At 41.1% G+C, this 24,866-nt stretch carries 19 protein-coding genes, 1 tRNA gene and 1 pseudogene; 18 read left to right on the top strand and 3 right to left on the bottom strand.

Translation table 11 applies throughout. The annotated features are described in order from the left end of the window. Both tuf and KZA12_RS10585 read left to right on the top strand, forming a co-directional pair. Window positions 1–126, top strand: a pseudogene (gene tuf, locus KZA12_RS10590) (elongation factor Tu); the annotation flags it as partial. Window positions 127–381: 255 nt separating this feature from the next. Next, entirely contained in the window at window positions 382–1,014 is a 633-nt protein-coding gene (locus tag KZA12_RS10585; protein WP_218690201.1) for a hypothetical protein, read from the top strand. Window positions 1,015–1,146: 132 nt separating this feature from the next. Here KZA12_RS10585 and KZA12_RS10580 read toward each other — a convergent pair whose 3' ends face one another. Next, window positions 1,147–1,356, bottom strand: a complete 210-nt coding sequence (locus KZA12_RS10580) for a hypothetical protein (RefSeq protein WP_218690200.1) — start codon at window positions 1,354–1,356, stop codon at window positions 1,147–1,149. A gap of 80 nt (window positions 1,357–1,436) precedes the next feature. Between KZA12_RS10580 and KZA12_RS10575 the strand changes: the two genes are divergently transcribed. Further along, a complete protein-coding gene (locus tag KZA12_RS10575; protein WP_218690199.1) occupies window positions 1,437–3,347 on the top strand; it encodes a DUF637 domain-containing protein in 1,911 nt (636 codons plus the stop codon). Window positions 3,348–3,424: 77 nt separating this feature from the next. Further along, complete coding sequence (locus tag KZA12_RS10570; RefSeq protein ID WP_201623267.1) at window positions 3,425–3,982, top strand: hypothetical protein; 558 nt, start codon at window positions 3,425–3,427, stop codon at window positions 3,980–3,982. A gap of 115 nt (window positions 3,983–4,097) precedes the next feature. Here the strand turns inward: KZA12_RS10570 and KZA12_RS10565 are convergent, their stop codons facing one another. Beyond that, complete coding sequence (locus KZA12_RS10565; RefSeq protein ID WP_218690198.1) at window positions 4,098–4,625, bottom strand: hypothetical protein; 528 nt, start codon at window positions 4,623–4,625, stop codon at window positions 4,098–4,100. A gap of 239 nt (window positions 4,626–4,864) precedes the next feature. Here KZA12_RS10565 and KZA12_RS10560 point away from each other — a divergent pair. The 10 genes from KZA12_RS10560 to KZA12_RS10515 all read left to right on the top strand — a co-directional run bounded on the left by KZA12_RS10560 (window position 4,865) and on the right by KZA12_RS10515 (window position 18,762). Next, a tRNA-Trp gene (locus KZA12_RS10560) sits at window positions 4,865–4,940 on the top strand. A 53-nt stretch (window positions 4,941–4,993) separates the two neighbouring features. Beyond that, on the top strand, window positions 4,994–5,479 hold the full coding sequence (gene secE, locus KZA12_RS10555; protein WP_201623269.1) for a preprotein translocase subunit SecE: 486 nt from the start codon (window positions 4,994–4,996) through the stop codon (window positions 5,477–5,479). A gap of 73 nt (window positions 5,480–5,552) precedes the next feature. Then, window positions 5,553–6,083 (top strand): transcription termination/antitermination protein NusG, encoded by a 531-nt coding sequence (nusG, locus tag KZA12_RS10550; protein ID WP_201623270.1) that lies wholly within the window; start codon window positions 5,553–5,555, stop codon window positions 6,081–6,083. Window positions 6,084–6,228: 145 nt separating this feature from the next. Next, a complete protein-coding gene (gene rplK / locus KZA12_RS10545) occupies window positions 6,229–6,660 on the top strand; it encodes a 50S ribosomal protein L11 (protein WP_201623271.1) in 432 nt (143 codons plus the stop codon). Beyond that, window positions 6,660–7,361, top strand: a complete 702-nt coding sequence (gene rplA / locus KZA12_RS10540) for a 50S ribosomal protein L1 (RefSeq protein ID WP_201623272.1) — start codon at window positions 6,660–6,662, stop codon at window positions 7,359–7,361. The genes rplK and rplA overlap by 1 nt, the downstream gene beginning before the upstream one ends. Before the next feature lie 501 nt (window positions 7,362–7,862). After that, the gene (gene rplJ, locus KZA12_RS10535) at window positions 7,863–8,390 is read left to right on the top strand and encodes a 50S ribosomal protein L10 (protein WP_201623273.1); all 528 of its coding nucleotides are present in this window, start codon (window positions 7,863–7,865) and stop codon (window positions 8,388–8,390) included. Between the two features lie 122 nt (window positions 8,391–8,512). Next, window positions 8,513–8,884 carry a 50S ribosomal protein L7/L12 gene (gene rplL / locus KZA12_RS10530; RefSeq protein WP_218690197.1) on the top strand — a complete coding sequence of 124 codons (372 nt, stop codon included), beginning with the start codon at window positions 8,513–8,515 and terminating at the stop codon, window positions 8,882–8,884. A 588-nt stretch (window positions 8,885–9,472) separates the two neighbouring features. Beyond that, window positions 9,473–13,591: a DNA-directed RNA polymerase subunit beta gene (gene rpoB / locus KZA12_RS10525; protein WP_201623276.1), complete on the top strand. Its 4,119-nt coding sequence runs from the start codon at window positions 9,473–9,475 to the stop codon at window positions 13,589–13,591. 180 nt (window positions 13,592–13,771) lie between these two features. Beyond that, complete coding sequence (gene rpoC, locus KZA12_RS10520; RefSeq protein ID WP_218690196.1) at window positions 13,772–18,007, top strand: DNA-directed RNA polymerase subunit beta'; 4,236 nt, start codon at window positions 13,772–13,774, stop codon at window positions 18,005–18,007. Between the two features lie 221 nt (window positions 18,008–18,228). Further along, complete coding sequence (locus KZA12_RS10515; protein ID WP_201623278.1) at window positions 18,229–18,762, top strand: DUF6586 family protein; 534 nt, start codon at window positions 18,229–18,231, stop codon at window positions 18,760–18,762. Between the two features lie 190 nt (window positions 18,763–18,952). Here KZA12_RS10515 and KZA12_RS10510 read toward each other — a convergent pair whose 3' ends face one another. Then, complete coding sequence (locus KZA12_RS10510; RefSeq protein ID WP_218690211.1) at window positions 18,953–21,685, bottom strand: penicillin-binding protein 1A; 2,733 nt, start codon at window positions 21,683–21,685, stop codon at window positions 18,953–18,955. 190 nt (window positions 21,686–21,875) lie between these two features. On the opposite strand from KZA12_RS10510, the gene KZA12_RS10505 reads away from it, so the two are divergent. The 4 genes from KZA12_RS10505 to KZA12_RS10490 are packed head-to-tail and all read left to right on the top strand — an operon-like array spanning window position 21,876 to window position 24,842. Then, complete coding sequence (locus KZA12_RS10505) at window positions 21,876–22,922, top strand: pilus assembly protein PilM (RefSeq protein WP_218690195.1); 1,047 nt, start codon at window positions 21,876–21,878, stop codon at window positions 22,920–22,922. After that, the gene (locus KZA12_RS10500) at window positions 22,922–23,590 is read left to right on the top strand and encodes a PilN domain-containing protein (protein WP_218690194.1); all 669 of its coding nucleotides are present in this window, start codon (window positions 22,922–22,924) and stop codon (window positions 23,588–23,590) included. Before KZA12_RS10505 ends, KZA12_RS10500 begins: the two co-directional genes overlap by 1 nt. After that, the gene (locus KZA12_RS10495) at window positions 23,587–24,309 is read left to right on the top strand and encodes a type 4a pilus biogenesis protein PilO (protein WP_201623281.1); all 723 of its coding nucleotides are present in this window, start codon (window positions 23,587–23,589) and stop codon (window positions 24,307–24,309) included. Before KZA12_RS10500 ends, KZA12_RS10495 begins: the two co-directional genes overlap by 4 nt. Next, a complete protein-coding gene (locus KZA12_RS10490; RefSeq protein ID WP_218690193.1) occupies window positions 24,309–24,842 on the top strand; it encodes a pilus assembly protein PilP in 534 nt (177 codons plus the stop codon). The genes KZA12_RS10495 and KZA12_RS10490 overlap by 1 nt, the downstream gene beginning before the upstream one ends. Window positions 24,843–24,866 lie beyond the last annotated feature (24 nt).

The raw sequence follows: 24,866 nt of genomic DNA, 5'->3' as shown, positions 1-24,866 counted from the left end.
GGTGATAACGTTGAGATGGGCGTAGAGCTTATCCACCCAATCGCTATGGACAAAGGTCTTCGCTTCGCTATTCGTGAAGGCGGCCGTACTGTAGGCGCTGGTGTTGTTGCTACTGTTCACGCATAAGCCACAATCCTAAGCTATAACTAACGCTAGCAGAGCGATCTGTTGGTCGTTAGCTGAAAAGCCACTCTCTTTATTGAGGGTGGCTTTTTTTTGGGTAATAGGAAGTAAAAGGTTAGTGATGTTTCAGGTATTAACAATAAATAATTTGATTGATTAGGTGAAGTTTGCAGTATTTAATAAATAGCTAGACTACAGCTTTTCATATTGCAAATGTGTAAATGGATAAGACAATTTTTGCTCCCAAAGGAAAATAAAATGAAGAATGAATTTTTACTATTAGGTAGTTTATTGATATTAACTAGCTGCGCTAAGCCAAACATATATGACCCTGATGCTCAAATTATAGTGAATATAAATGATGACAAATACGTAATTCCGCTAAATCATATCACTAGACCAGATACTGGAAGTTATGCAAGCTTTGAGACGGATATGGGTCTTAGTTATTTTTTTTGGCCAAGTGGTCAAGGACTTTCCAATGAAGATAAAAATCCAAACGTTTTACAGTATGATGCAAATATTGTGAAGTTTCATTGGACAGCTCAAAACTCTGGTATTGAAGGCAACGATATGTCTACAAGAGTAAATATCGTAAAAAAAACAAATCGTAAAAATACGGCACAAGATAAATTTAGGTTAAAAGCTTATATTGACAACAATGATGACTCAATAATAACCTACATAGGTAATATCTATCCTAATTCGCCGACTACTATACGATGTTTAATGGCAACTAACAAAGATCAGAATAGTGTTTGTCAGATGGAATACTTACATCCTATTTATAACAATAATATCTTGCTTGAGTTTTCTGGAAAAAACCTTGCGGATTGGCAGTCGATAAATGCTATGGCAGTCAACTATATGAAAAAATGGCATCAGGAATAGTCATCATATGCATTGGTTAATACTAAAACAACTTCTAATACTTGGCAAATTCGATTCTAAGAACTGCTAATTATTAATGATAATCAAATAAGAAATGACCCTTGGCGCAGGCGGTGGTGCGGTTCGTACCACCTACATCACAGCTTTTCCTGTTGCTTTATCCTTAATCCAAATATCAGCGTAGCTGTCTCCACTGAACCATGACGTACCGATATCAGTAACCAAGTCTAATTGATAGTTTTTGTTGGCTTCAGCTTTAAAGCTAATCGTAGTCGGCCGAGTATAATGTCCTGCCATACGATAGCTGACGCGATGTTCATATATGGCGTTGCGTCTAGTCATCTAGCATAGCCCTCCTTAGATTACCTATCACCAATCAAATCACCACCACGCACACTCAAGATAGAGAAAGCACGTTGTGGATGAAGACGGTCGATCAAGGCAGTGTCGTTACTACTGCCGCGCTACCTAAATTCAATCAAGTACCAACGATTACCTCACCTAATGGCGTGGTAGTAGCTGTCCCTGTTGAGGTTACTGTTGATGCCAACGCAAAAGCTAAAGCGGCTATCGAAAAGAGTCCAGCAGAGCTAGGTAAGATAGCACTTGAGCTATCTAAGCAGCCCGGCTACGAGTATCTAGCGACTCTGGACAAGACTAACGATATTAATTGGGTACAAGTCGATCTGATTCAGAAGAATTGGGACTATACGCAAGAGGGATTGACGCCAGGGGCAGCGGCACTGATTGCTATTGCGATTACTATCGCAGCAGGTCCAGCAGGTTCAGGTCTGACCGCATCTATGGTAGCGACTAATGCTGCCGGTATTGCCTTACAGACGCAAGCGGTTATTACTTTGATTAATAATAAAGGTGATATTAGTAAGACGTTAAAAGATATGGCAAGTAGCGATACTATTCGTAATATGGCAACCGCTGCATTGACGGCAGGCTTGACTTCAAAGCTGAATATCCCAAATATGTCAACTAACGAATTTGCTAATAAGTTAGTTAATGGCGTTGCCGAAGGTGCGACTGGTGCATTTGTGAACGCTGCGGTCAACGGTGTTAGTTTGGAAGAAGCATTAAAAAATAGTTTACGTAACTCACTAGTTGACGTTTTCGCAGCTGAAACCTTTAGCAGCTTTGTAAAAAATATTGATACAGATGATTTCGCTGATAATCTTGCGCATAAGTTAGTAGCAGCTGGTGTCGGTTGTGTTTCTGCTAGTGCTAAGAAACAAAGCTGTGACGCTGGAGCGCTTGGTGCGGCTGTTGGCGAAATGCTGGGAGATTATTTAGTTGATGGAAGTCCATTAACACCCAAACAAGAATCAGATATCCTCAACGCTGCCAAGCTACTCGCAGGTTCTGTGGCGTTATTAACTAATGTTGATCTCAATACAGCAGCTAGTAGTGCTAGTTTAGCAGTTGAAAACAATGCTTTGCATCCAGGTGATTTTGTAAAAGTGGCTCGTGACTTTGAGAATCAATGCTTGAAATCAACGAATGCTGCACAATGTAGCTCTGCATTAAATAAATGGAAACAGACTTCTTACGATAGAGCTGGTTTAAAATCAAGCGAAGCTATACAAGGTTGGGAAGATTTTGCTTATTCAGAATATCAGCCTGCAATTGCAATTTGTAAGACTGATAGAAATTGTCTAGCCTTTGTTACGTCTAAGTTGGTTACTGATAGTATAAATTTTGCAGGTTCTTCTGTTGATTTGATTGAAGTTGCGCATATCGCTAAATTGTCAGCAGCTAAAATCATGAAAGATTCAGGTGCTTTTTTTGTCGCTGGTTTAGATGATTTTGGTTGGATGATTGGTTCAGGTGTTGTAACAGTTCCATCAAGGTTTACAGCCCCATTAATTTCTTTATATGCACAAAGTGGCAAGGTAGTTTCAGCCCCCTTATCTAAAGTACCTAGTATACTTGATCCTGCAAAATTTAGAAGCGGAATGCCATCTAGTTGGTTCAAAGCCTCATATAACCCAGCCACAAAAGCAGTGTCAATTTCTGTTGCAGAAATAAAAACAGCATCAGGACAAGTAGAAAGAGTCATGTCAGTTAGTGGTAATGCTTGGCATGGCGTTAATGCACCTAAAAGCCCAATCACATTGAATGGTATAAATTATAAGATAATAAAGGATATTCCGCAGAACCTAGCTGGTACTGCCAACCATGCTGGAAAAAATATTTTTGAGTACATCAATACCGCATATGCTAATCAGAGGGTTACCGTAAAATTAGGAGTTGAAAATACAAATTCTCGTGCACCAGGGTATGTGTGGTGGTTGAGGTACAGCTGTACGAGATCTATCTCGTAACAAAAAGAATTTAAATATTACAATATATCAAGGATCTACGCTTGTACGTAATCCATAAAATTGAGGAGCTTTAATAAATGAGTCCATATATACAACAATTCATAGATGCTATAAGCCCAAATATATGCTGGGAATTATATCCTGAATACATTGAAGGGTTTACAGAATATCAAATAGATATTTATGCTGAAGCATTAGATATGGATATTAATGGAGCATTTAGACAATGGCTTTTGACCTTCGGAAAATGTTCTGGAGGTTTATTCACTCAAGATCACTTTAATCATTATCATGGTGGTAGTAATATTGAAGAAAATCTAGCATATTTAAAAATGTATCCAGAGTTTCGAAAAGACATGTTTGACGATGGAAGAATTACTAATGACCAATTAAATCTAAAACCATTTAATTTATATTGGGAAAATGAGGTTGACCATTATTTTATTTTGACTAAAGACCCTGAATTATTCGTCTGGTTCTATACTGATAGTTATGATAGTGACTATGCTATTAATACAGGACTAAAATTTGACGAATTCATCAAATTAAAAATAGGAAAATTGAGGTGTCGAAAAGGTATTTGGATCGATAAAGAAGACATAATTGAAATGTCTAGTTCTAACATTTTTAAATAAAGTCTTTAGATTTAAATCATCCAAATCTTTTTGTTAAAAGCCTTATATCTAACTACGTTTTAAGTAATGAAAATTTTTATCAAATAGACTTAAACACTGATGCTGATATTTTTAATTAATTATTGATAATAATAGGATAAGAAATAACCCTTGGCGCAGCAGGTAGTTGTGATCTCATCACATCCGATACAGGCTGCTGCGTTGCCTTATCCATCACCCAAAAGTCAACATAGCTATTTTTACTAAACCACTCCGTACCAATATCCGTGACGAAGTTTAATTGGTAATTTCTATTTGCTTCAGCATCAAAGATTATCTTAGAAGGGACAGCATAATGTCCACCTATTCGATAGCTAATCGTCATCGTATGCTCACCTGTAGCAATCGGATATATCGTATCCCATGTTGCGCTATAGTCTTCTTTACGTTCTTTCGGTACACGCTTCCCATTAATCTCCATAATATAAGCAATACGATCACCGACTAGGCTCATGTAGCCAGGCTCTGAGCTACCCATTATCGTTGCCGTCTGACCCAATACTGGTGGCTGATAAAGTAGCTCAGCGGGTAAGTCTTTAGTATTCTTCAGGCTCATACAGCCTGTCAATATAAGCAGCGCAGCTATTAATACAACTATTTTCATCTTTTATCCTCAATAGAATCCATTCGTGTGGTTATAATCTTATTTTATAGTGATTTTAGCAATGATTTATTAGCTATGTGACTTTATACTATTTGATTGGTCACCATCTATTATATTGTCATATTTATAATCTATTCCATGCCATAACATATAAGACAAACCCTCTTCACTAAAAAAATATACTGTTAAAACTTGCATTATATATAAAGCCATGTATAATAATCAGCCTTAACACCCCTAGGCGATTGGCTCAATTGGTAGAGCATCGGTCTCCAAAACCGAGGGTTGTAGGTTCGAGTCCTACATCGCCTGCCATCTTTTTTTATCCTATCTTTGTTGTAGTCTAGCAACTCCAAAGTGAGTCCTTTATGAGCAATGACCAAGATAACCTCGATTCAAAGTTATCTAATGCCAATGCGGTTACTGGCGGCATGCTGTCTAAAGGAAACCACATCTCAGCGACAAATACTTCTGCCGTTGAAGTGGCAAAGAAAAGCTCAGCAAAAGATATAGTATTGTGGCTATTAGCCATTGTTGCTTTAATTAGTGCAACTTTTGCCAATCAATATTTACCCGGTGTATGGCAGCCAGCCAACGACCTTTGGGTCCGTATTGGTATCATTGTTGTATTAGCAGTATTTGCATTATTTTGTTTGGCGATGACCCATCAAGGTACTGCTTTTAAAACCTTATTGAGCGATGCTGCAGTTGAATTACGCCGAGTAACTTGGCCAAGTAAAGACGAAACCTTTCAATACACATGGCAAACCATTGTCGTGATCGCGATTGCTGGGTTTTTTGTTTGGTTGTTAGATAACTTTTTTAACTGGTTCGTCGGTCTATTTATTGGTTAATATTAGAGGTATTACTCTTTTTTAACCCCAATTTTATTTATAACGACTTAGTTATAAAGATCAGGAGCGTGATATGCGTTGGTATATTGTCCAAGCGTTTTCAGGATATGAAAAACAAGTACAACGTTCATTAACTGATCGTATTAATCGTAGTGACTTCGCTGATTCTTTTGGTGATGTGTTAGTACCTACTGAAGAAGTCGTCGAAATGAAAGACGGCAAAAAGCGTAAAAGTGAGCGTAAATTCTTTCCAGGCTATGTATTAATTCAAATGGAAATGAACGACAGCACTTGGCACATCGTTAATGAATGTCCTCGTATTATGGGCTTCATCGGTGGTACTGCTGAAACGCCAGCACCAATTACTCAAGTAGAAGCTGACCGCATCTTAAACCGTCTTAATCAAGCTGAAACCAATCCACGTCCTAAGACTCTATTTGAGCCAGGCGAAGAGTTATTGGTTATTGATGGTCCTTTCACCGACTTTAAAGGTATGGTGGAAAAAGTCGATTATGAAAAGTCCAAGCTACAATTAACCGTAAACGTATTTAATCGACCTACACAGGTTGAACTTGAGTTTAGCAAAGTTGAAAAGCTAGACTAAATAACTATTATTAATGCAGTAATTATTAATTAATTCAGTATTCATCAACCGGGGAGCTGTTGTTAACTACTAAAGTTCTTTGAGACTCAGTCTCTTAAGTATATAAAGTATTTAACTGGCGCTATTACCCATTTAGGAGAAAATCATGGCTAAGAAGATTGATGGTTACATCAAACTACAAGTCCCAGCAGGTAAAGCGAATCCTTCACCACCGATTGGTCCAGCTTTGGGTCAAAAAGGCGTGAACATCATGGCGTTCTGTAAAGAATTTAACGCTGCGACTTCAAACCAAGAGCCAGGTTTGCCGATTCCAACTGAAATCACTGTTTATAGTGATAAGTCTTTTACCTTTATCATGAAGTCACCACCAGCTGCGTACTTATTACGCAAAGCTGCTGGTGTCGCTAAAGGTTCAGGTACGCCAAACACTGCTAAAGTCGGTAAAGTGACTCGTGCTCAGTTAGAAGAAATCGTCAAAACTAAAGATGCAGATTTAACCGCTGCTGATCTTGATGCTGCTGTTCGTACTGTTGCTGGTACTGCCCGTTCGATGGGTATTACCGTGGAGGGTGTATAATGTCTAAGCTAACCAAACGTCAAAAAGAAATAAATAGCCGTATCGATAATGATAAGCAGTACACTATTGAAGAAGCGGTACAAATCCTAAATGATTTGCCAGCGCTAAAATTCAAAGAGTCTGTTGATATTGCTGTTAACTTGGGTGTTGACCCACGTAAATCTGACCAAGTTGTTCGTGGTGCTACTAACCTACCTGCGGGTACTGGTAAAACTAAGCGCGTTGCTGTGTTCGCACAGGGTGCTGCCGCTGAAGCTGCTAAAGAAGCTGGTGCAGACATCGTAGGTATGGAAGATTTAGCAGATCAAATCAAAGCCGGTAACATGGATTTTGATGTGGTTATTGCTGCTCCAGATGCTATGCGTGTCGTCGGTCAGTTGGGTACAATCTTAGGTCCACGTGGTCTAATGCCTAACCCTAAAGTCGGTACAGTAACGCCAAACGTTGCAGAAGCTGTGACTAATGCTAAAGCTGGTCAAGCACAATATCGTGTTGACAAAGGTGGTATTATCCATGCGACTATCGGTCAAGTTGGCTTTACTGCTGAACAAGTTATGCAAAATGCTCAAGCATTAATAGCGGATCTAAAACGCGCTAAGCCTGCTACTTCAAAGGGGATTTTCATTAAGAAGATCACTTTGTCTAGCACTATGGGTCCAGGTCTAACTATTGATCCTGTTCCTTATCGTATGGCTAAATAAGCTAGTTTTGATAAGCAAATGCTTTGAGAAAAATATTTTTACTATTTAGCTATTAGGCTTAAACAGTAATCCAATCAAATTTTAAAAATTAGGTCAGCGTAGTTTTTTGCTACGCTGTCTAAGACCGTAGGTAGAGAGCAGTTCTAAGGTATTTTTGATAGAAGACAGTAGTTGTTATCAGCTACTAGTTATTCTTATAAATAGCAACGAGTTGGTCTTGTTAATCGATGACAGATGAAAATCTTAATTGTCCTACGCAGACGGTGACCCACCCAGTTTAAGACTAGAGACGATAGGGTAGCATTACTATTAACTTAGTAGCGTTAGTTTATCATTCGACGTCATTCTGATAACGGTGCCGTAATCAGGCGTTACTTAAAACGAAAGTTTATGAGTAACGTGTCGTATCAAGTCAATCAACGCTGATAGCTTAATTTATTTAAGACTTAGGTCTTTAATTTTTATCTTGATAGTTGATTGGTAAGATTAAGGAGTTAACTTATGGCATTAACGCTAGAGCAAAAACAACAAGTTGTGGCTGAAGTGTCTGAAGTTGCTGCTAATGCTTACTCAGCAGTAGCTGCCGAGTATCATGGTATTGGTGTTGCAAAGCTTACTAAGCTGCGCGAACAAGCCCGTGATAAAGGTGTAGTTTTGAAGGTTGTGAAAAACACCCTAGCAAAACGCGCTTTTGAAGGCACTAAGTTTGAGTGCATGTCAGACAGTATGACTGGTCCATTACTTTTGGCTTTCTCTATGGAAGATTTGGGATCTGCTGCTAGAGTCATTTTTGACTTCAGCAAAGATAACAACGCTTTAGAGACCAAATTAGTATCAGTCGGCGGTGTGGTTTATGGTCCAGAAGAGCTAGAGCGCGTATCGAAACTACCAACTCGTGACGAAGCACTCTCTATCTTGATGGCTACTATGAATGCACCTGTGACCAAGCTAGTTCAAACTATGAACGCTGTTCCTAGTAAGCTTGTTCGCACTGTAGCAGCAATCAAAGACGCAAAAGAAGCTGCTTAATTGCTTGTTTTAACGTAAATTTATTATCGTTTGCTGCATTGATTGTTCATTCATTAAACTTTGGACAAGCAGTTTAAACGCTACTAGAATCAATTAATTTTATCAGATAACGGAGAGTTCTCATGGCACTATCTAAAGATGATGTGTTAAACGCAATTGCTGAAATGTCAGTAATGGATATCGTTGAATTAATCAGCGCTATGGAAGAAAAATTCGGCGTAACTGCTGCTGTTGCCGCTGCTGCACCTGCTGCTGCTGGTCCTGCTGCTGCTGCTGAAGAAAAAGACGAATTTGACGTTATTCTTACTAGCTTCGGCGAGAAGAAAGTTGGCGTTATCAAAGCTGTTCGCGAAGCGACTGGCCTTGGCCTAAAAGAAGCGAAAGATTTGGTTGAAAGTGCTCCAGCACCAATCAAAGAAGGCGCTAACAAAGCTGAAGCTGAAGAATTGAAAAAGAAACTTGAAGAAGTTGGCGCTACTGTTGAACTAAAATAAGTTCAGCTAAGCTCTAAATCTAAAGTTTTACAAAAAAAGCTGGTGATGCCTTGCATTGCTGGCTTTTTTTTATTATAATTACTAGCTTGACCTTTTGTGTCTGCCAATAGTCGTATCACAAGCGGTGGATACCCATCAAAAGGACACACGTTATACATGCAAGCAACCACAGTAGTTATGAGTAACAAATTAATATAGGCTAAACGTCGTTTGATGTTTGGCATTTTTCTGTGTCTGCATGCTTTCCCAATAATGGTAAATTTTGTTCTAATTTCAATTGATGTTTGTCTCATAGCCCTTTTGTAATTGTTTTTACCTACTATATATTATGTAGTTTAGCATGATTTTACTGTCAGTTCATAAGCTTGCCAACAGTGCTCGTAGACGGTAGATATTAGCGACCATACTAATAACGCATTGAGTTTGAATTTAAGCACTATTTTATAACCGTTTTAAAAGTATTTAAGAAAGGCTAGTTAAATACTAGTGAGTACGACTTTATTATCGTTTACGTTGCCAACTATGCATACTATTTATGCTTGCTGGTCACGCTTTCAATTTGTTTCCACGTTACTGTAAGGACTCCCGATGGCATATTCTTATACTGAAAAAAAGCGTATTCGCAAAAGCTTTGCTGAATTGCCAACTGTGATGGACATTCCCTATCTATTGTCTATTCAAGTTGATTCTTATGAGCACTTTTTGCAAGAGCACAAAAAGCCTAAGGCTCGTGAGAATACTGGTTTACAAGCTGCGTATTCCTCTATTTTCCCAATTGAGAGTCACTCTGGTAATGCTGAGTTACAATTTGTTGAGTATTACTTAGGCACGCCTGAGTTTGATGAGCGTGAGTGTATATTGCGCGGATCAACTTTTGCAGCACCTATGCGAGTTAAGATTCGTCTGATTATCAAAGATAAAGACAGCAAAGACAAAGATAGCAAAGCTGCGGTAAAAGATATCCGTGAGCAAAGCGTCTATATGGGTGAAATCCCACTGATGACCAACAACGGTACCTTTATTATTAATGGTACTGAACGAGTTATCGTGTCTCAGCTACATCGCTCACCAGGGGTGTTCTTTGATCATGATAAAGGCAAGTCACATTCAAGTGGTAAAGTACTTTATAACGCTCGTATCATTCCTTACCGTGGTTCATGGTTGGATTTCGAGTTTGATGCTAAAGACTTAGTTTTTGCTCGTATTGACCGTCGCCGTAAGCTGCTTGCATCTATTATTCTACGCGCTTTAGGTCTTAGTACTAATGAGATATTGGATCTATTTTTCCAAAAAGTAGCTGTATATAAAGGTGAAGAGCAGTTCGAAATCGACTTAGTAGCTGATCGTTTACGTGGTGAAATGGCTCAGTTCGATATCGTATCAGCAGAAGGCGAAGTGATCGTTGAGCAAGGCAAACGTATCAATGCTCGTCGTATCCGTCAGCTTGAAGAAGCGGGTATGACTAAGATTGCGGTACCTGATGAATATTTGTATGAGCGTATTCTAGCTGAAGACATCATCGTTAACGGTGAAGTTATTGCTAAAGCTAACACTCCTATTGATCATGAACTATTAGTCAAAATTAATTCGTTTGAAGCTAGTGATGCTATCAAACAAATTAGCATCTTGTTCACCAACGATATCGATCAAGGTAGTTATATTGCCGATACGCTACGTGCTGATAGTACTTCTAGCCGTGAAGAAGCGTTGATTGAAATTTATAAAGTTATGCGTCCAGGTGAGCCACCAACAGTTGAAACTGCTGAGAAACTATTCGACAGCATGTTCTTTAACGCTGATCGTTATGACTTATCAAACGTTGGCCGTATGAAATTCAACCGTCGTTTAGGCCTTGAGTTCGATAATACTGACGATCCTGATATTCAGCGTGAGCGCAGTGTATTGACCAATGCTGACATCGTCAATGTTCTAAAAGAGCTGATTGAGATTCGTAATGGTCGCGGCGAAGTCGATGATATCGATCACTTAGGTAACCGTCGTATTCGTTCAGTAGGCGAAATGGCAGAAAACCAATTCCGTGTTGGTCTAGTACGTGTTGAGCGTGCGGTCAAAGAGCGTTTGAGCTCAGCGGAATCAGACAACTTATCGCCACAAGATTTGATTAACTCAAAACCTGTCGCTGCTGCGGTCAAAGAATTCTTTGGTTCAAGCCAGTTGTCACAGTTTATGGATCAGAACAACCCCTTGTCGGAAGTTACCCATAAACGTCGGGTATCCGCACTAGGACCCGGTGGTTTGACTCGTGAGCGTGCAGGCTTTGAAGTACGTGACGTTCATGATACTCATTATGGTCGTGTATGTCCGATTGAGACTCCTGAAGGTCCAAACATTGGTTTGATCAACTCACTAGCTACTTTTGCTAAAACTAATAGCTTTGGTTTCCTAGAGACGCCTTATCGCCAAGTAGTCGATGGTAAAGTAACTGACGTTATTGAGTATTTATCAGCTATTGAAGAAGTAGGTACCGTAATTGCACAGGCCGACTCCCCAGTAACTGCTGATGGTGCGCTTAGCGATGAGATGGTCAGTGTGCGTAGCTATGGTGAATTCGTACGTATGCCACCAGAAAAAGTGACGCATATGGATGTGTCACCAAGTCAGGTAGTATCAGTAGCAGCAGGTTTGATTCCGTTCCTAGAGCATGATGATGCTAACCGTGCCTTGATGGGCTCGAACATGCAGCGTCAGGCGGTTCCTACACTACGTGCTGATAAGCCGTTAGTAGGTACGGGCATGGAGCGTCACGTTGCTCGTGATTCTGGTGTTTGTGTGATCGCTAAGCGTGGTGGTGTCATTGAAGATGTTGACGCTTCTCGTGTGGTAGTACGAGTTAACGAAGATGAGATGATTGCTGGTGAAGCTGGTATTGATATCTATAACTTAGTTAAATACACTCGTTCTAACCAAAACACTTGTATCAACCAACGTATCATTGTTAACCAAGGTGATGCTATTGCTGTAGGCGATATTTTAGCCGATGGTCCATCAACCGATCTTGGTGAGCTAGCGTTAGGTCAGAACATTCGCATTGCCTTTATGCCTTGGAATGGTTACAACTTCGAAGATTCAATCTTGCTATCTGAAAAAGTAGTGAAAGAAGATCGCTTTACTACTATTCATATCCAAGAATTGACTTGTGTGGCTCGTGATACCAAGTTAGGTACTGAAGAGATCACTGGTGATATTCCAAACGTTGGTGAAGCGGCTTTATCTAGTCTTGATGAAGCAGGTATCGTTTATATCGGTGCTGAAGTAGATGCTGGTGATATCTTAGTGGGTAAAGTCACGCCAAAAGGTGAGACCCAACTGACCCCAGAAGAGAAACTACTACGGGCAATCTTTGGTGAAAAAGCGGCTGATGTAAAAGATACTTCTTTACGAGTACCTACATCAAGCAAAGGCACGGTTATTGACGTGCAAGTCTTTACTCGTGATGGCGTTGAAAAAGATGCGCGTGCGCGTGCTATTGAGAAGTCACAGTTAGACAGCTATCGTAAAGATTTAAAAGAAGAGCTACGCATCTTTGAAGAAGCGGCTCGTGGTCGTATCAGCAACTTGCTTAACGGTCAAAAAGTCAGTGGTGGTTCAGGTCTAAAAGCCGGTACTGTTATGGCTGCAGTTGATATGAAAGATATGAATCTTGAGACTTTGCTTGATATCCAGCCAGTCGAAGAAGATATCTCTGAGCGTTTGACTCAAATTGCAGAATACTTAGTCGATAAGCAAAAAGATATCGATAGTAAATTTGCTGAGAAAAAACGCAAATTGACTGCTGGTGATGATTTGGCGCATGGCGTACAAAAAATCGTTAAAGTATATCTTGCGGTTAAGCGTCGTATTCAGCCTGGTGATAAGATGGCTGGTCGTCATGGTAACAAAGGTGTGGTATCACGTATTATGCCAGTTGAAGACATGCCTTATGATGAGCATGGCAACACTGTTGACATCGTACTGAATCCGCTAGGCGTACCTTCGCGTATGAACATCGGCCAGGTACTAGAGACCCATTTAGGTATGGCTGCTAAAGGTTTGGGCGAAAAAATAGATGGTATGCTTAAAGCCCAAGCAGCGATAAAAGATTTGCGTGATTTCTTAGACCAAATCTATAACAAAGTTGGTGGCGAACAAGTCGATCTTGATAGCTTAAGTGATGATGACATCATGGCGCTATCAGATAACTTGCGTGCCGGTGTCCCTATGGGTACAGCAGTATTTGATGGGGCGCATGAGCATCAAGTCAAAGACTTGCTGGAGCTTGCAGGTATGGCACGTGATGGTCAGCAAACGTTATATGATGGTCGTACTGGTCAAAAATTCGATCGTAAAGTAACGGTTGGCTACATGTATATGCTGAAACTTAACCATTTGGTTGACGACAAGATGCATGCGCGTTCAACGGGTTCATACTCACTAGTGACGCAACAGCCGCTAGGTGGTAAAGCTCAGTTCGGTGGTCAGCGTTTCGGTGAGATGGAAGTTTGGGCTCTAGAAGCTTATGGCGCCACTTACACCTTGCAAGAAATGCTAACCGTGAAGTCGGATGACGTTGAAGGCCGTACGCGTATGTATAAAAACATCGTTGATGGTGAGCAGTACATGGATCCAGGTATGCCTGAATCGTTTAACGTACTGACCAAAGAAATAAAATCTTTGGGTATTAATATTGAGCTAAAACAAACTCACTAACTAAATATGATTTCATAATTGATCATTTAGGTAGTTAACTAAAAGCAGTACGCTTATTGCTGCTGCTTTTAGGCATTTATCTCAACCCTATTCATTGCCTTCATTCATCTTAACTAGCAGTGCCACTGTAATTAGGGTGACAACACTAGCAGATGATTATAAAGATAACGGAGAAGCAACTTGAAAGATTTACTCGATATCATGCAGAGCCCTACCAGCAATGGTAACCATGAGTTTGACAGTATCCAAATTACCTTAGCCTCGCCTGACGTTATTAAGTCATGGTCACATGGTGAAGTTAAAAAACCTGAAACTATTAACTATCGTACCTTTAAGCCTGAGCGTGATGGTCTATTTTGTGCCAAGATTTTTGGTCCAGTAAAAGATTTTGAATGTCTTTGTGGTAAGTACAAACGTCGTAAGTTCCAAGGCGTTATCTGTGAAAAATGTGGCGTAGAAGTCACTACTGCTAAAGTGCGTCGTGATCGCATGGGTCATATTGACCTTGCTAGCCCAGTTGCGCATATTTGGTTCTTAAAGTCATTACCAAGCCGCATCGGTCTATTGCTAGATATGACTCTACGTGATATCGAGCGCGTTTTATATTTTGAAAGCTACATCGTAACTGAGCCTGGTCTGACTAGCTTAGAGAAGTATCAGCTTTTAGACGACGAAGACTACTATAAAGCTCTAGAAGAGTTTGGTGATGAGTTCGTTGCTAAGATGGGTGCAGAAGCGATTCAAGACTTGTTAAAAGATATCGATTTAGATATCGAAATTGATGAGTTACGTGAAGCGATTCCACAGACAGGTTCTGAGACTAAGCTTAAAAAGATGTCTAAGCGTCTGAAGTTATTAGAAGCCTTCCGTGATTCTCATAATAAGCCTGAATGGATGGTAATGACCATCTTGCCAGTACTACCACCAGATTTGCGTCCTCTAGTACCGCTAGAAGGCGGTCGTTTTGCGACTTCAGATCTTAACGATTTATATCGCCGCGTTATCAACCGTAACAACCGTCTTAAGCGTTTGCTTGAGCTTAGCGCCCCTGACATTATCGTACGTAACGAAAAACGTATGCTACAAGAGTCAGTTGATGCGTTATTAGATAACGGTCGTCGCGGTCGTGCTATCACTGGTAGTAACAAGCGTCCACTGAAATCTTTAGCGGATATGATTAAAGGTAAGCAAGGTCGTTTCCGTCAAAACTTACTAGGTAAACGTGTCGATTATTCTGGCCGTTCAGTAATCGTAGTAGGTCCAACACTACGTCTACATCAGTGTGGTCTACCTAAGAAAATGGCTCTTGAACTTTTCAAGCCTTTTACTTATAACAAATTATTATCACACGGTTTAGCGACGACGATCAAAGCTGCTAAAAAGATGGTTGAGCGTGAAGAGCCACAAGTGTGGGATATGCTAGCGATGGTTATTCGTGAGCATCCAGTGCTACTTAACCGTGCACCAACCCTACACAGATTGGGTCTGCAAGCGTTTGAGCCAGTATTGATTGAAGGTAAAGCCATTCAGTTGCATCCGCTGGTTTGTACCGCGTTCAACGCTGACTTTGATGGTGACCAAATGGCAGTTCACGTGCCATTGACCCTAGAAGCACAGCTTGAATCACGTGCCTTGATGATGTCTACCAACAACATCTTGTCACCTGCTAACGGTGATCCAATTATCGTACCATCACAAGATGTGGTATTGGGTTTATATTACATCAGTCGCTCGTCAGTGAACGTTAAAGGCGAAGGCATGATCTTCGCTACTGTTAATGAAGCGCTACGTGCTATTGGCTCTAACGATTTACATGTTAACGCTAAGATCAAAGTTCGAGTAACTGAAACTACTATCGCAGAAGATGGCACTCGTACTGAAAAAACTAGCCTAAAAGAAACCGTAGCAGGTCGTTTATTGATCTGGAACATTATGCCTACGGGCATGGCGTTTGAAGAATGTAATCAAGAGATGACTAAAAAGAATATCTCAAGATTGATTAACTCTTGCTATCGTAACTTGGGTGTCAAAGACAGCGTTATGTTCGCTGACCAATTGATGTACCTTGGTTTTGCACAAGCCACTTTATCTGGCGTATCGATTTGCTTAGATGATATGGTCATTCCACCAAGTAAAAAACAAATTATTGGTGTAGCAGAAGCCGAAGTACGTGAAATTGAAGATCAGTTCGAGCAAGGTTTTGTGACAGCAGGTGAACGCTATAACAAAGTAGTCGATATTTGGTCACGTACCAATGATAAAGTCGCCAAAGCAATGATGGACAACTTGGCAACAGATAAAGTAATCAACGCCCAAGGTGAAGAAGAAGAGCAGAAGTCTTTTAACTCTATCTTTATCATGTCAGATTCTGGTGCTCGTGGTAGTGCGGCACAGATTCGTCAGTTGGCAGGTATGCGTGGTTTGATGGCTAAACCGGATGGCTCTATTATCGAGACGCCGATTAAAGCTAACTTCCGTGAAGGTTTGACTGTACTTCAGTACTTCATATCAACTCACGGAGCGCGTAAAGGTCTAGCTGATACTGCCTTGAAAACTGCTAACTCAGGTTACTTGACTCGTCGTTTAGTCGACGTAGCACAAGATTTGGTTATCACTAGCGATGATTGTGGTACTGAAGTTGGCTTGCTAATGACTCCGCATATCCAAGGTGGCGAAATCATTGAGAAGCTTGGTGATCTAGTATTAGGTCGAGTAACTTCACGTGATGTTACTTATAATGATGATGTTGATAAAATCTTAATCCCAGTAGGGACTTTGATTGATGAGCATTGGGTTGATGTGCTTGATGACAACGCTATCGATGATATCTGGGTTCGTTCAGTTATTACTTGTGATGTAGCTCATGGTGTTTGTGCGCAGTGTTATGGTCGTGACCTTGCCCGTGGTCATAAAGTTAACATCGGTGAGTCAGTTGGTGTAATGGCCGCTCAGTCTATCGGTGAGCCTGGTACTCAGTTAACCATGCGTACGTTCCACGTAGGTGGAGCGGCAAGCTCAGCTTCTGTAGATAACAGCATCTCTGTCCGTAATGGCGGTCAGGTTCATTTCGAGAATATGAAAACTGTTGAGCACATTGATGGTCACTTAGTTATCGTATCTCGTTCAGCTGAAATTGCCTTGACCGATGAGTTAGGTCGTGAGCGTGAGCGCTATAAAGTGCCTTACGGTTCAAGCGTACTTGTGAAGAGCGAAGATCATGTTGAAGGTGGTCAAACTATCGCTAAATGGGATCCGCACACGCATCCTATTATTACTGAGTTTGCGGGTAAAGCACGCTTTAGTGATATTACCGATGGTCTAACAGCTACTGTAAAAGTTGATGACGCTACTGGTATGAGCTCGTTTGAGATTCTTGCTACCCGTGATCGTTCAAGCTCAGCCAAAGATTTACGTCCGGCTATTATCTTGAATACTAATGAAGGTAAAGAAGTGGTTTACTTCTTACCTGCTGAAACTATCATTCGTGTTGGTGATGGTGAAGAAGTGGCTGCTGGCTCAATCTTAGGCCGTGTACCACAAGCCTCTTCAGGTACTAAAGATATTACCGGTGGTTTGCCACGTGTTGCTGACTTATTTGAAGCCCGTCGCCCGAAAGATCATGCCATCATGGCAGAGATGACTGGTGTAGTGAGCTTTGGTAAAGAGACTAAAGGTAAAAACCGCTTTATTATTACTAATGAAGACGGTGAGATCCATGAAGAGCTAATCCCGAAATGGCGTCAAATCAACGTCTTTGAAAATGAGACAGTAGCTCGTGGTGAAGTGATCGCTGATGGTCCACAGAATCCACATGATATCTTGCGTCTAAAAGGTCAGACTGCTCTTGCTGACTATATCGTAAACGAAGTTCAAGATGTTTACCGCTTGCAGGGTGTAAAAATCAACGATAAGCACATCGAAGTTATTATTCGTCAGATGCTGCGTAAAGTTGAAGTTACTGATGCTGGTGACTCTAATCACTTTAAAGGTGATCAGGTTGAATACGTTGATATCAGAGCATTGAATGCTAAACTCGAAGCAGAAGATAAGTTCCCAGTGAAGTTTGAGCGTCAGTTGCTAGGTATTACTAAAGCAAGTTTGGCTACTGAAAGCTTTATTTCAGCAGCATCTTTCCAAGAAACCACACGTGTATTAACAGCGGCTGCGGTAACTGGTAAGATTGATGAGCTACGCGGTCTCAAAGAGAACGTGGTTGTTGGTCGCTTGATTCCAGCGGGTACTGGTCTTGCTTATCATAAAGCACGTAAAGACAAAGCTGAGAAAAAACTACAAGATAAAGACTTGAATGCCTCTTTCGATAATACGGCGTTTGATATGAGCATCGGTGGTAGCGATAGTAAAGACTTTGCTAGCTTTGATGAAGCCTTTGCTCAAGAGCTTAATCAAGATAACTAATAGAGTTATTGTTAATATTAATAGCGTTTTTATCAATATTTTTATTAACAGTAGTTCTCTATTACAGCTTAGATAAACTCAGAAGCCAGCCAAGTTGCTGGCTTTTTTGTCTCTAAAAATTACTATGTATTTTGTAAGAAATCTGTGATGGAAAATAGTAAACTGGATAATAGACGGTAGTTTTCCAAAGTTTTAATGACCTTTATAAGGATAGTAGACTCATGGCAGGTAAAACTCGTGTTGCCAAATATCAAGCAGATCGTACCAATCAAAAGCTATATTTTTGTCGTTTAGCCTGTCAAGCAGCTGGAGATAGTACTGATAAGCAGCTTTATCAAGCGCATTGCGAGACGGCTATCTTTCACTTGTATGGCACTTATTTAGCTTTTCTGCAAGAGTTAGGACACTTCTATGGCTTGAATATGAGTGCACCAACGATGGTAGACATCGAACAGGCATTAAGTGCACGTACCCAAGTTTCACCAGAGATACAGCGTCTACAGCTGCTACAACAACAAGGATTCTTAGCTAACGTTGAGCGTGCTTATCAGCGTTGTCTCTATGCGGTACAACCCGAAGAGATAGAAACTCAAAGTGCAGCTATAGTTAATAATCAACCGCCAGCTCGTGATTTGATCGTCAACGTTGTGACTTTGTCTAATCAGTGGTTACCAGATGATGCTACTATACGTGAATGGCGACAGCAGTTTTTGGACCTCATCGAGCAACTGCGAGCCGGTATGGTGGAGTTTTAACCACTGAGTATCAGTAGGCTGTGCAGCTATATCGTATCAAATAGCAAAACCAGATTGTATTAAACAGCAAAAAGGCTTATTCAGTATTAATTGAATAAGCCTTTTTTATTACCGTACTGCTTAATGAGCTATATAAAGTTGTAAGCTTATAAAGTTAGCCGCCATAAACCATGACGACTAGTAAGCTTAATTACTCGGGCGTTGATGATAACTGGCCGACTGGTGCTGGGGTTACCGTCTTTGGTATTCTAGCATTACGTGGTTGATCGCTAGTACTAGTAGCCTTGGTGCTGTCCTTGCTGTTGTTAATCTTAGCCGCACTAGTAGCTGCTGCTTCATCTATCTCAAGCACTGGTAACGGACGTTGCTGAGTCTTAAGTTTGACAGGTTTGGCTACACCATTACCGCCCTCATCTTCCTCTTCACTAGTAGTAACTGCGCCCTCATCAGTCATCTCTATGATTCGTAACTTTTGTTTTTGCGACTTTGATTTGTTATTCAAAGATACCCACTGACGAGGTGTGCCCTTCAGTTGGGCCCGCATAAAGTCCATCCACACTGGTAGAGCAGCAACACCACCATACTCACGGCGACCAAGCGTTTCAGGCTGATCAAAGCCCATCCATACTACAGTAGTGTTAGTAGGGTGAAAGCCTGCAAACCAAGCGTCTTTGGCTTCGTTAGTAGTTCCTGTCTTGCCACCTATATCGTCACGACCTAAAGCGCGCGCTTTTACCGCTGTACCACGCTGCACTACATCACGCAAGATACTGGCCATATCATAAGCTACTTTTGGCTTTAGAATACGGGGAGCCTGAGTAGCAGTCACATACTGAGTAACTGGCGCTTTGAGACGATCCGCTGCTGGGCTAGCATCATACATATTGAGGTTAGCACTTTGGTCTGCTGAGATACTGTTAATATTCTGCACGCTATCCTCTGTACCATCTGCCGTTAATTTCTTGGCATCTTTTGCAGCCTCAGTAGTGTTTTTACTGGTTTTAGCATCAGTGGCAGCTAGTAAGGTTTCTTCAGCCCGTTTATTATAATCTACAACTAATTTTTCATTAAGCTTCTGCAAGCCCTCATTAAAGCACAAGGCGCAAGCTTGTTGAGGATTGGCTTGGAATAACATTTTATTATCGTAGTTATAAATCTGCTCAATAAAGTAAGGCTGAATACGATGGCCACCATTAGCAAAAGTAGTATAAGCAGTCGCCATCTGTAAAGTGGTGGCTTGACCCGCACCTAGAGCTAACGATAGGGTAGTAGGTAGTTTTTCTTTATCCAAGCCAAACTGATCTAATAAGTTGCGAGCATCGGAGATCCCAATGGCTTGCAGTAAGCGAATAGACACTAAGTTACGGGATAAATATAAACCACGGCGTAAAGTAATATCCCCTAAGAAGCGCCCATCAGAGTTCTTTGGCTTCCAGTCACCTACTTGAATAGGACGGTCAGAGACTATACTGTCAGGACTATATCCTTTTTCTAGTGCAGCGGTATAGACTAAAGGCTTGATAGTTGAGCCAGGTTGACGCCAGCCTTGTAACGCTCGGTTGAACTTACTATGATTAAAGTCAAAGCCACCGACTAAGGCGTTGACGGCACCAGTATCAGGATGCAAAGATACTAAGCTACCTTGCACTTTAGGTATTTGTCCCAGTTTCCAGTTACCACCTTCAGTCGGTATCAGACGAACAATATCCTTTTCACTGACAATCTGTGAGGCATTGCTAGGGGAGCTACCAAAACGGTCGGCAGAAATATACTTGCGTGCCCATCTCATACCTGACCAATTGACGGTAACCGTCTTACCAGAAAGCATAATAGCTTCAAAGCTACTGGAGTTAACTTTAGTTACTTTAGCAGGTGACATATTAGCGTAGCGTTGGAAACTCTCTAGCGGCTTGTCATTAGCCTCAGCACCACGCCAGCCATGACGATGGTCATAATCAACTAAGCCTTTTAAAACCGCTTTTTCTGCATCCAGCTGGGCTTGACTGTCGACAGTCAAACGCACCCGCCAACCCCCATTGACTACTTGTTCACCGTAACGGTTGACTAAAGCATAACGAGTCATTTCTGCCAAATAAGGCATGTTGACATCGAGTTTTTCTTGATACAAGTTGAGGCCAATTGGGGATTTAACGGCTTCATCATGCTCAGCTTTGCTAATATATTTGAGCTTATACATTTGGCCAATAATCCAGTTACGGCGTACTAAAGCACGGCTAGGATTAGCAACCGGATTATACTTTGAGGGCGCTTTAGGTAAGCCTGCCAGCATCGCCATTTCAGCTATAGTAAGCTTATCAAGAGATTTACTATAGTATTTTTTAGCGGCTGCACTAATACCGTAAGCGCCTTCACCTAAATATATCTTGTTGACATATAAAGTCAAAATTTCTTTTTTGCTAAGCTCGTCTTCCATTTTCCGTGCGACAAAAAGCTCAGTCAATTTGCGGTCTAAAGTACGCTCAGGAGATAAAAAATAGTTCTTAGCAACCTGCATAGTAATAGTCGAGCCACCCGTTTGCGTATCATCATCGGTGACTACTTCAGTGACCGCACGACCAAGGCCCTTAATACTGATACCGCTATGTTGGAAAAAAGAGGCATCTTCGGCTGCTAAAAAAGCATTGGTGAAATTCTTTGGAATCTCATCATAGCTCACGGGTAAGGAGAGGCGATTGCCATACTGACCTATCAGTTTGTCATCGCTACTATAAATTTGTAGCGGCATCTCTAATTTGGCAGTCTTTATTTCCTGCAGACTGGGCAGAGTAGGCGATAAATACATCGCCATACCATAAAAACCAATCGGCACAGCCAAGGCTATAATTATAGCCAGCGCCAGACAAGCAATAAAAAGGCCCACCAAAAAGTGGATTAAACGAGCGGTAGCATGTTTTTTAGCCATAGGAAACTTATCATTTAAAATTTGCATTAAATTCTACATTATACCTCGAACAAAACTAGTAAGTCATAATTAATGTGTAAATCGCGGCTAAGGAACCCCTAAATACTTGAAACTAGTATTTAAGTAACGTATTGTATTTAAATATTACTATTAACTATCAATTTGTAAACTTATATAAGGCAAATAACTTGTGGGGCTATTTTCTTCCAAAGTTCAAGGACTGATAGGAGTGGACATAAGTTCTACTTCTGTCAAGATGGTTAATATTCAGCGTGAGCAAGGCCTATTTCATTTGAAGTCTTATTGCATAGAAACTTTACCGGTAGGAGCAGTGGTCGATAAAATCGTTGTTGATACCGAAATGGTGGGCGAGTCCATTTCTCGCTTGGCCGAACGGGGGCAGGTTTCTGGTAGTGCCGCAGCAACATCGGTCTCAGGGTCAGCAGTCATTACTAAGATTATTGACATGGATATGAGATTAAATGATGCTGAGCGTGAAGCGCAAATACGTCTGGATGCTGATCAATACATTCCTTATCCTTTAGAAGAAGTTAACTTAGACTTTGAGGTGGTTGGCCCCTCATTAGTACATGACAGTATGGTACAAGTTCTGCTGGCAGCTTCGCGTTCAGAGAATGTAAATCAACGCATTGATGCTCTGACTTTTGGTGGACTTGAAACGAAGATTGTGGATATTGAGTCACATGCTATAGAGCGTGCCTTCAGCTTAATGGTAGACAGCTTGCCTGAGCTAATAGCTTTAGTCGATATAGGTCATAACCAAACCACTTTATATATTGTCAAAAATGGTGAGTTTGTTTATAGCCGCGAGCAGCTATTCGGTGGTGCACAGCTAACAGAAGCGATTCAAAACCGTTATGGCTTGTCTTTTGAAGACGCTACTTTTAATAAGCGTGAACTTACTTTACCAGATGACTATTATCCAGAAATTCTCACGCCATTTATAGAAAACATCGTTCAGCAAATAACACGATCTTTGCAGTTTTATTTTTCATCCAGTCGGCACAATAATATAGATCACTTAGTGATATCAGGTGGTAGTAGCTCCATTCCTGGTTTAGCGGGCATGGTGCAGCAAGAGCTTGGCAAGCCGGTGACTATAGCCAATCCATTTATCAATATGACTATTGATCCTTATATAGATAGTGAGCAGCTGAACGTTGATACCCCAAGCTTGATGGCTGCTTGTGGTCTTGCCTTAAGGAGTTTTGACTGATGCCACGTATTAATCTACTGCCATGGCGTCGAGAAGAGCGTCTGCGTCGTAACAAAGAATTTATTACCTTAGCTACCGCTATCACTCTATTAGCGTTTCTATCAGCGTTTGCTACTTGGAGCTACTTCAACAATCAGCTGGAAGAACAACTCGATGCCAATGCGCTGATCACTAAAGAAAACAGTCGTTTAGACGCGGTAGTGGTTCAGATTGATAGTCTAGAGCAGCGCCGTGAAAATATTATTTCTCGTATGCAAGTGATTCAAGATTTGCAGGGTCGGCGTCCGATACCAGTACGCTTATGGGATGATCTTGCTAAAGCCATTCCACCCGCATTATATTTGAATAATCTCAAGCGAGAAGGTGATCTGATTACTTTGACGGGTATGGCTGATAACCCTAATGTGGTATCTAGCCTAATCCGTAATTTAAACAGTAGCCACTGGATGGGTAATTCTGCCGTACGTAATATCCAGCAAAACATTGCCGCCTACCAGTCAGAACCTAAACTTAATGCGCCGCCACCAACTGGTAAACAGCCACGCCCGATATATGCTGAGGACCGCTACGTGCAGTTCGTCATTACTACTCAAGTACAAGCCGCAGTCTCTACAATGGTAGATGATGATGCGATAGCAGTTGATACTGCTATTGGAGGTAAGTTATGAAACTTATCCCTAACAAATCACTATTAAAGAATCCAAAGCTTGCTAGTACTAAAGCGCTGGAGCCTACCTTTAATCTTGCTAATTTTAGGCGCAACTTTGAGTCATTAGATAATGATAACTATGGCAGCTGGCCCCTAGTAGTTAAGGTGAGTATATTGCTGCTAATAGGGGTCTTCATTGCCGCTTTATCGTGGGCACTACCCATCAGTAGTAAAATTGATGAAATTGGAGCCGCAGAAAGTGAACAGCAAGTATTGCTTGCAAGCTATCGGCAAAAAGAGTCCCGTGCTCGACATTTAGCAGCTTATAAAGCGCAAGTGAGTCAAATGGAAACGCAGTTCAATACCTTGTTAGATCAGTTGCCTAAAGACACCCGAGTATCAGAATTAGTAGAAGGTATTAATATGACAGGGGTTGGCAGTAATATTCGTTTTCAAGATATCTCTGTTGAGGCTGAAATTGAAAATGAGTTCTTTATCGAACAGCCTATTCGTATCGCCGCCCTTGGTGAGTATCATGAGTTCGGGAGTTTTTTAAGTGGTCTTGCCACACTACCTCGCATTATTACTATTCACGATTTTGAAGTGAATAACCCGCAGCCAACCTTAGAAGCCATACCTGAGCTGAAATTAGTGCTACAGACCAAGACCTACCGCTCAAAAGAAGCGGTAACACAAGAGGCGCTAGTAGATGCTGATGCCTCTGTAGGGAGTAACTAATGAGTATTAAGCCACGGTCTATGCTAGTTACTTTAACCGTTATTGGGCTAGGGCTATCCGGCTGTAGTGATCGTATTGGCCTAGCTTCGCAAGCAATGGACACTGTACGTAACCAAGCCGCAAAGCCGATTGAGCCGCCGCCACAAGCACAGTTAATCAAGGACTTTGTCTACAGTGCTAACTTGCTACGTAGCCCATTCTTACCTCCCAGTTTAGTCAATCTACAAGGTGCAACTACAGCTATCGATGGTGTACGTCCCAATATCAATCGCGTCAAACAACCTCTAGAACAGTACGGGCTGGCGCAGATGACATTCCGTGGCATGCTGACATCTTCTAAAGGTCAGCAATATGCTTTAATACAGCGACCTGATGGCTCAGTAGCTAGTGTCAAAGTAGGAGATTATATCGGTTTAAATAATGGCCGAATTGTTGAGATTACTGCTACCCAAATTAATTTGATTGAAATTGTACCTGATAGCCGAGCTGGATTCGTTGAAAAGCCACAGTCTCTGGTTTCTCCTATAAGTTAAGTAGATGTTTTTTTTGAGGAATGA

It is taken from the genome of Psychrobacter sp. BF1 (assembly GCF_019279065.1).
In the GTDB taxonomy this organism is placed as follows: domain Bacteria; phylum Pseudomonadota; class Gammaproteobacteria; order Pseudomonadales; family Moraxellaceae; genus Psychrobacter; species Psychrobacter urativorans.
This window is presented reverse-complemented; position numbering and strand designations above follow the sequence as displayed.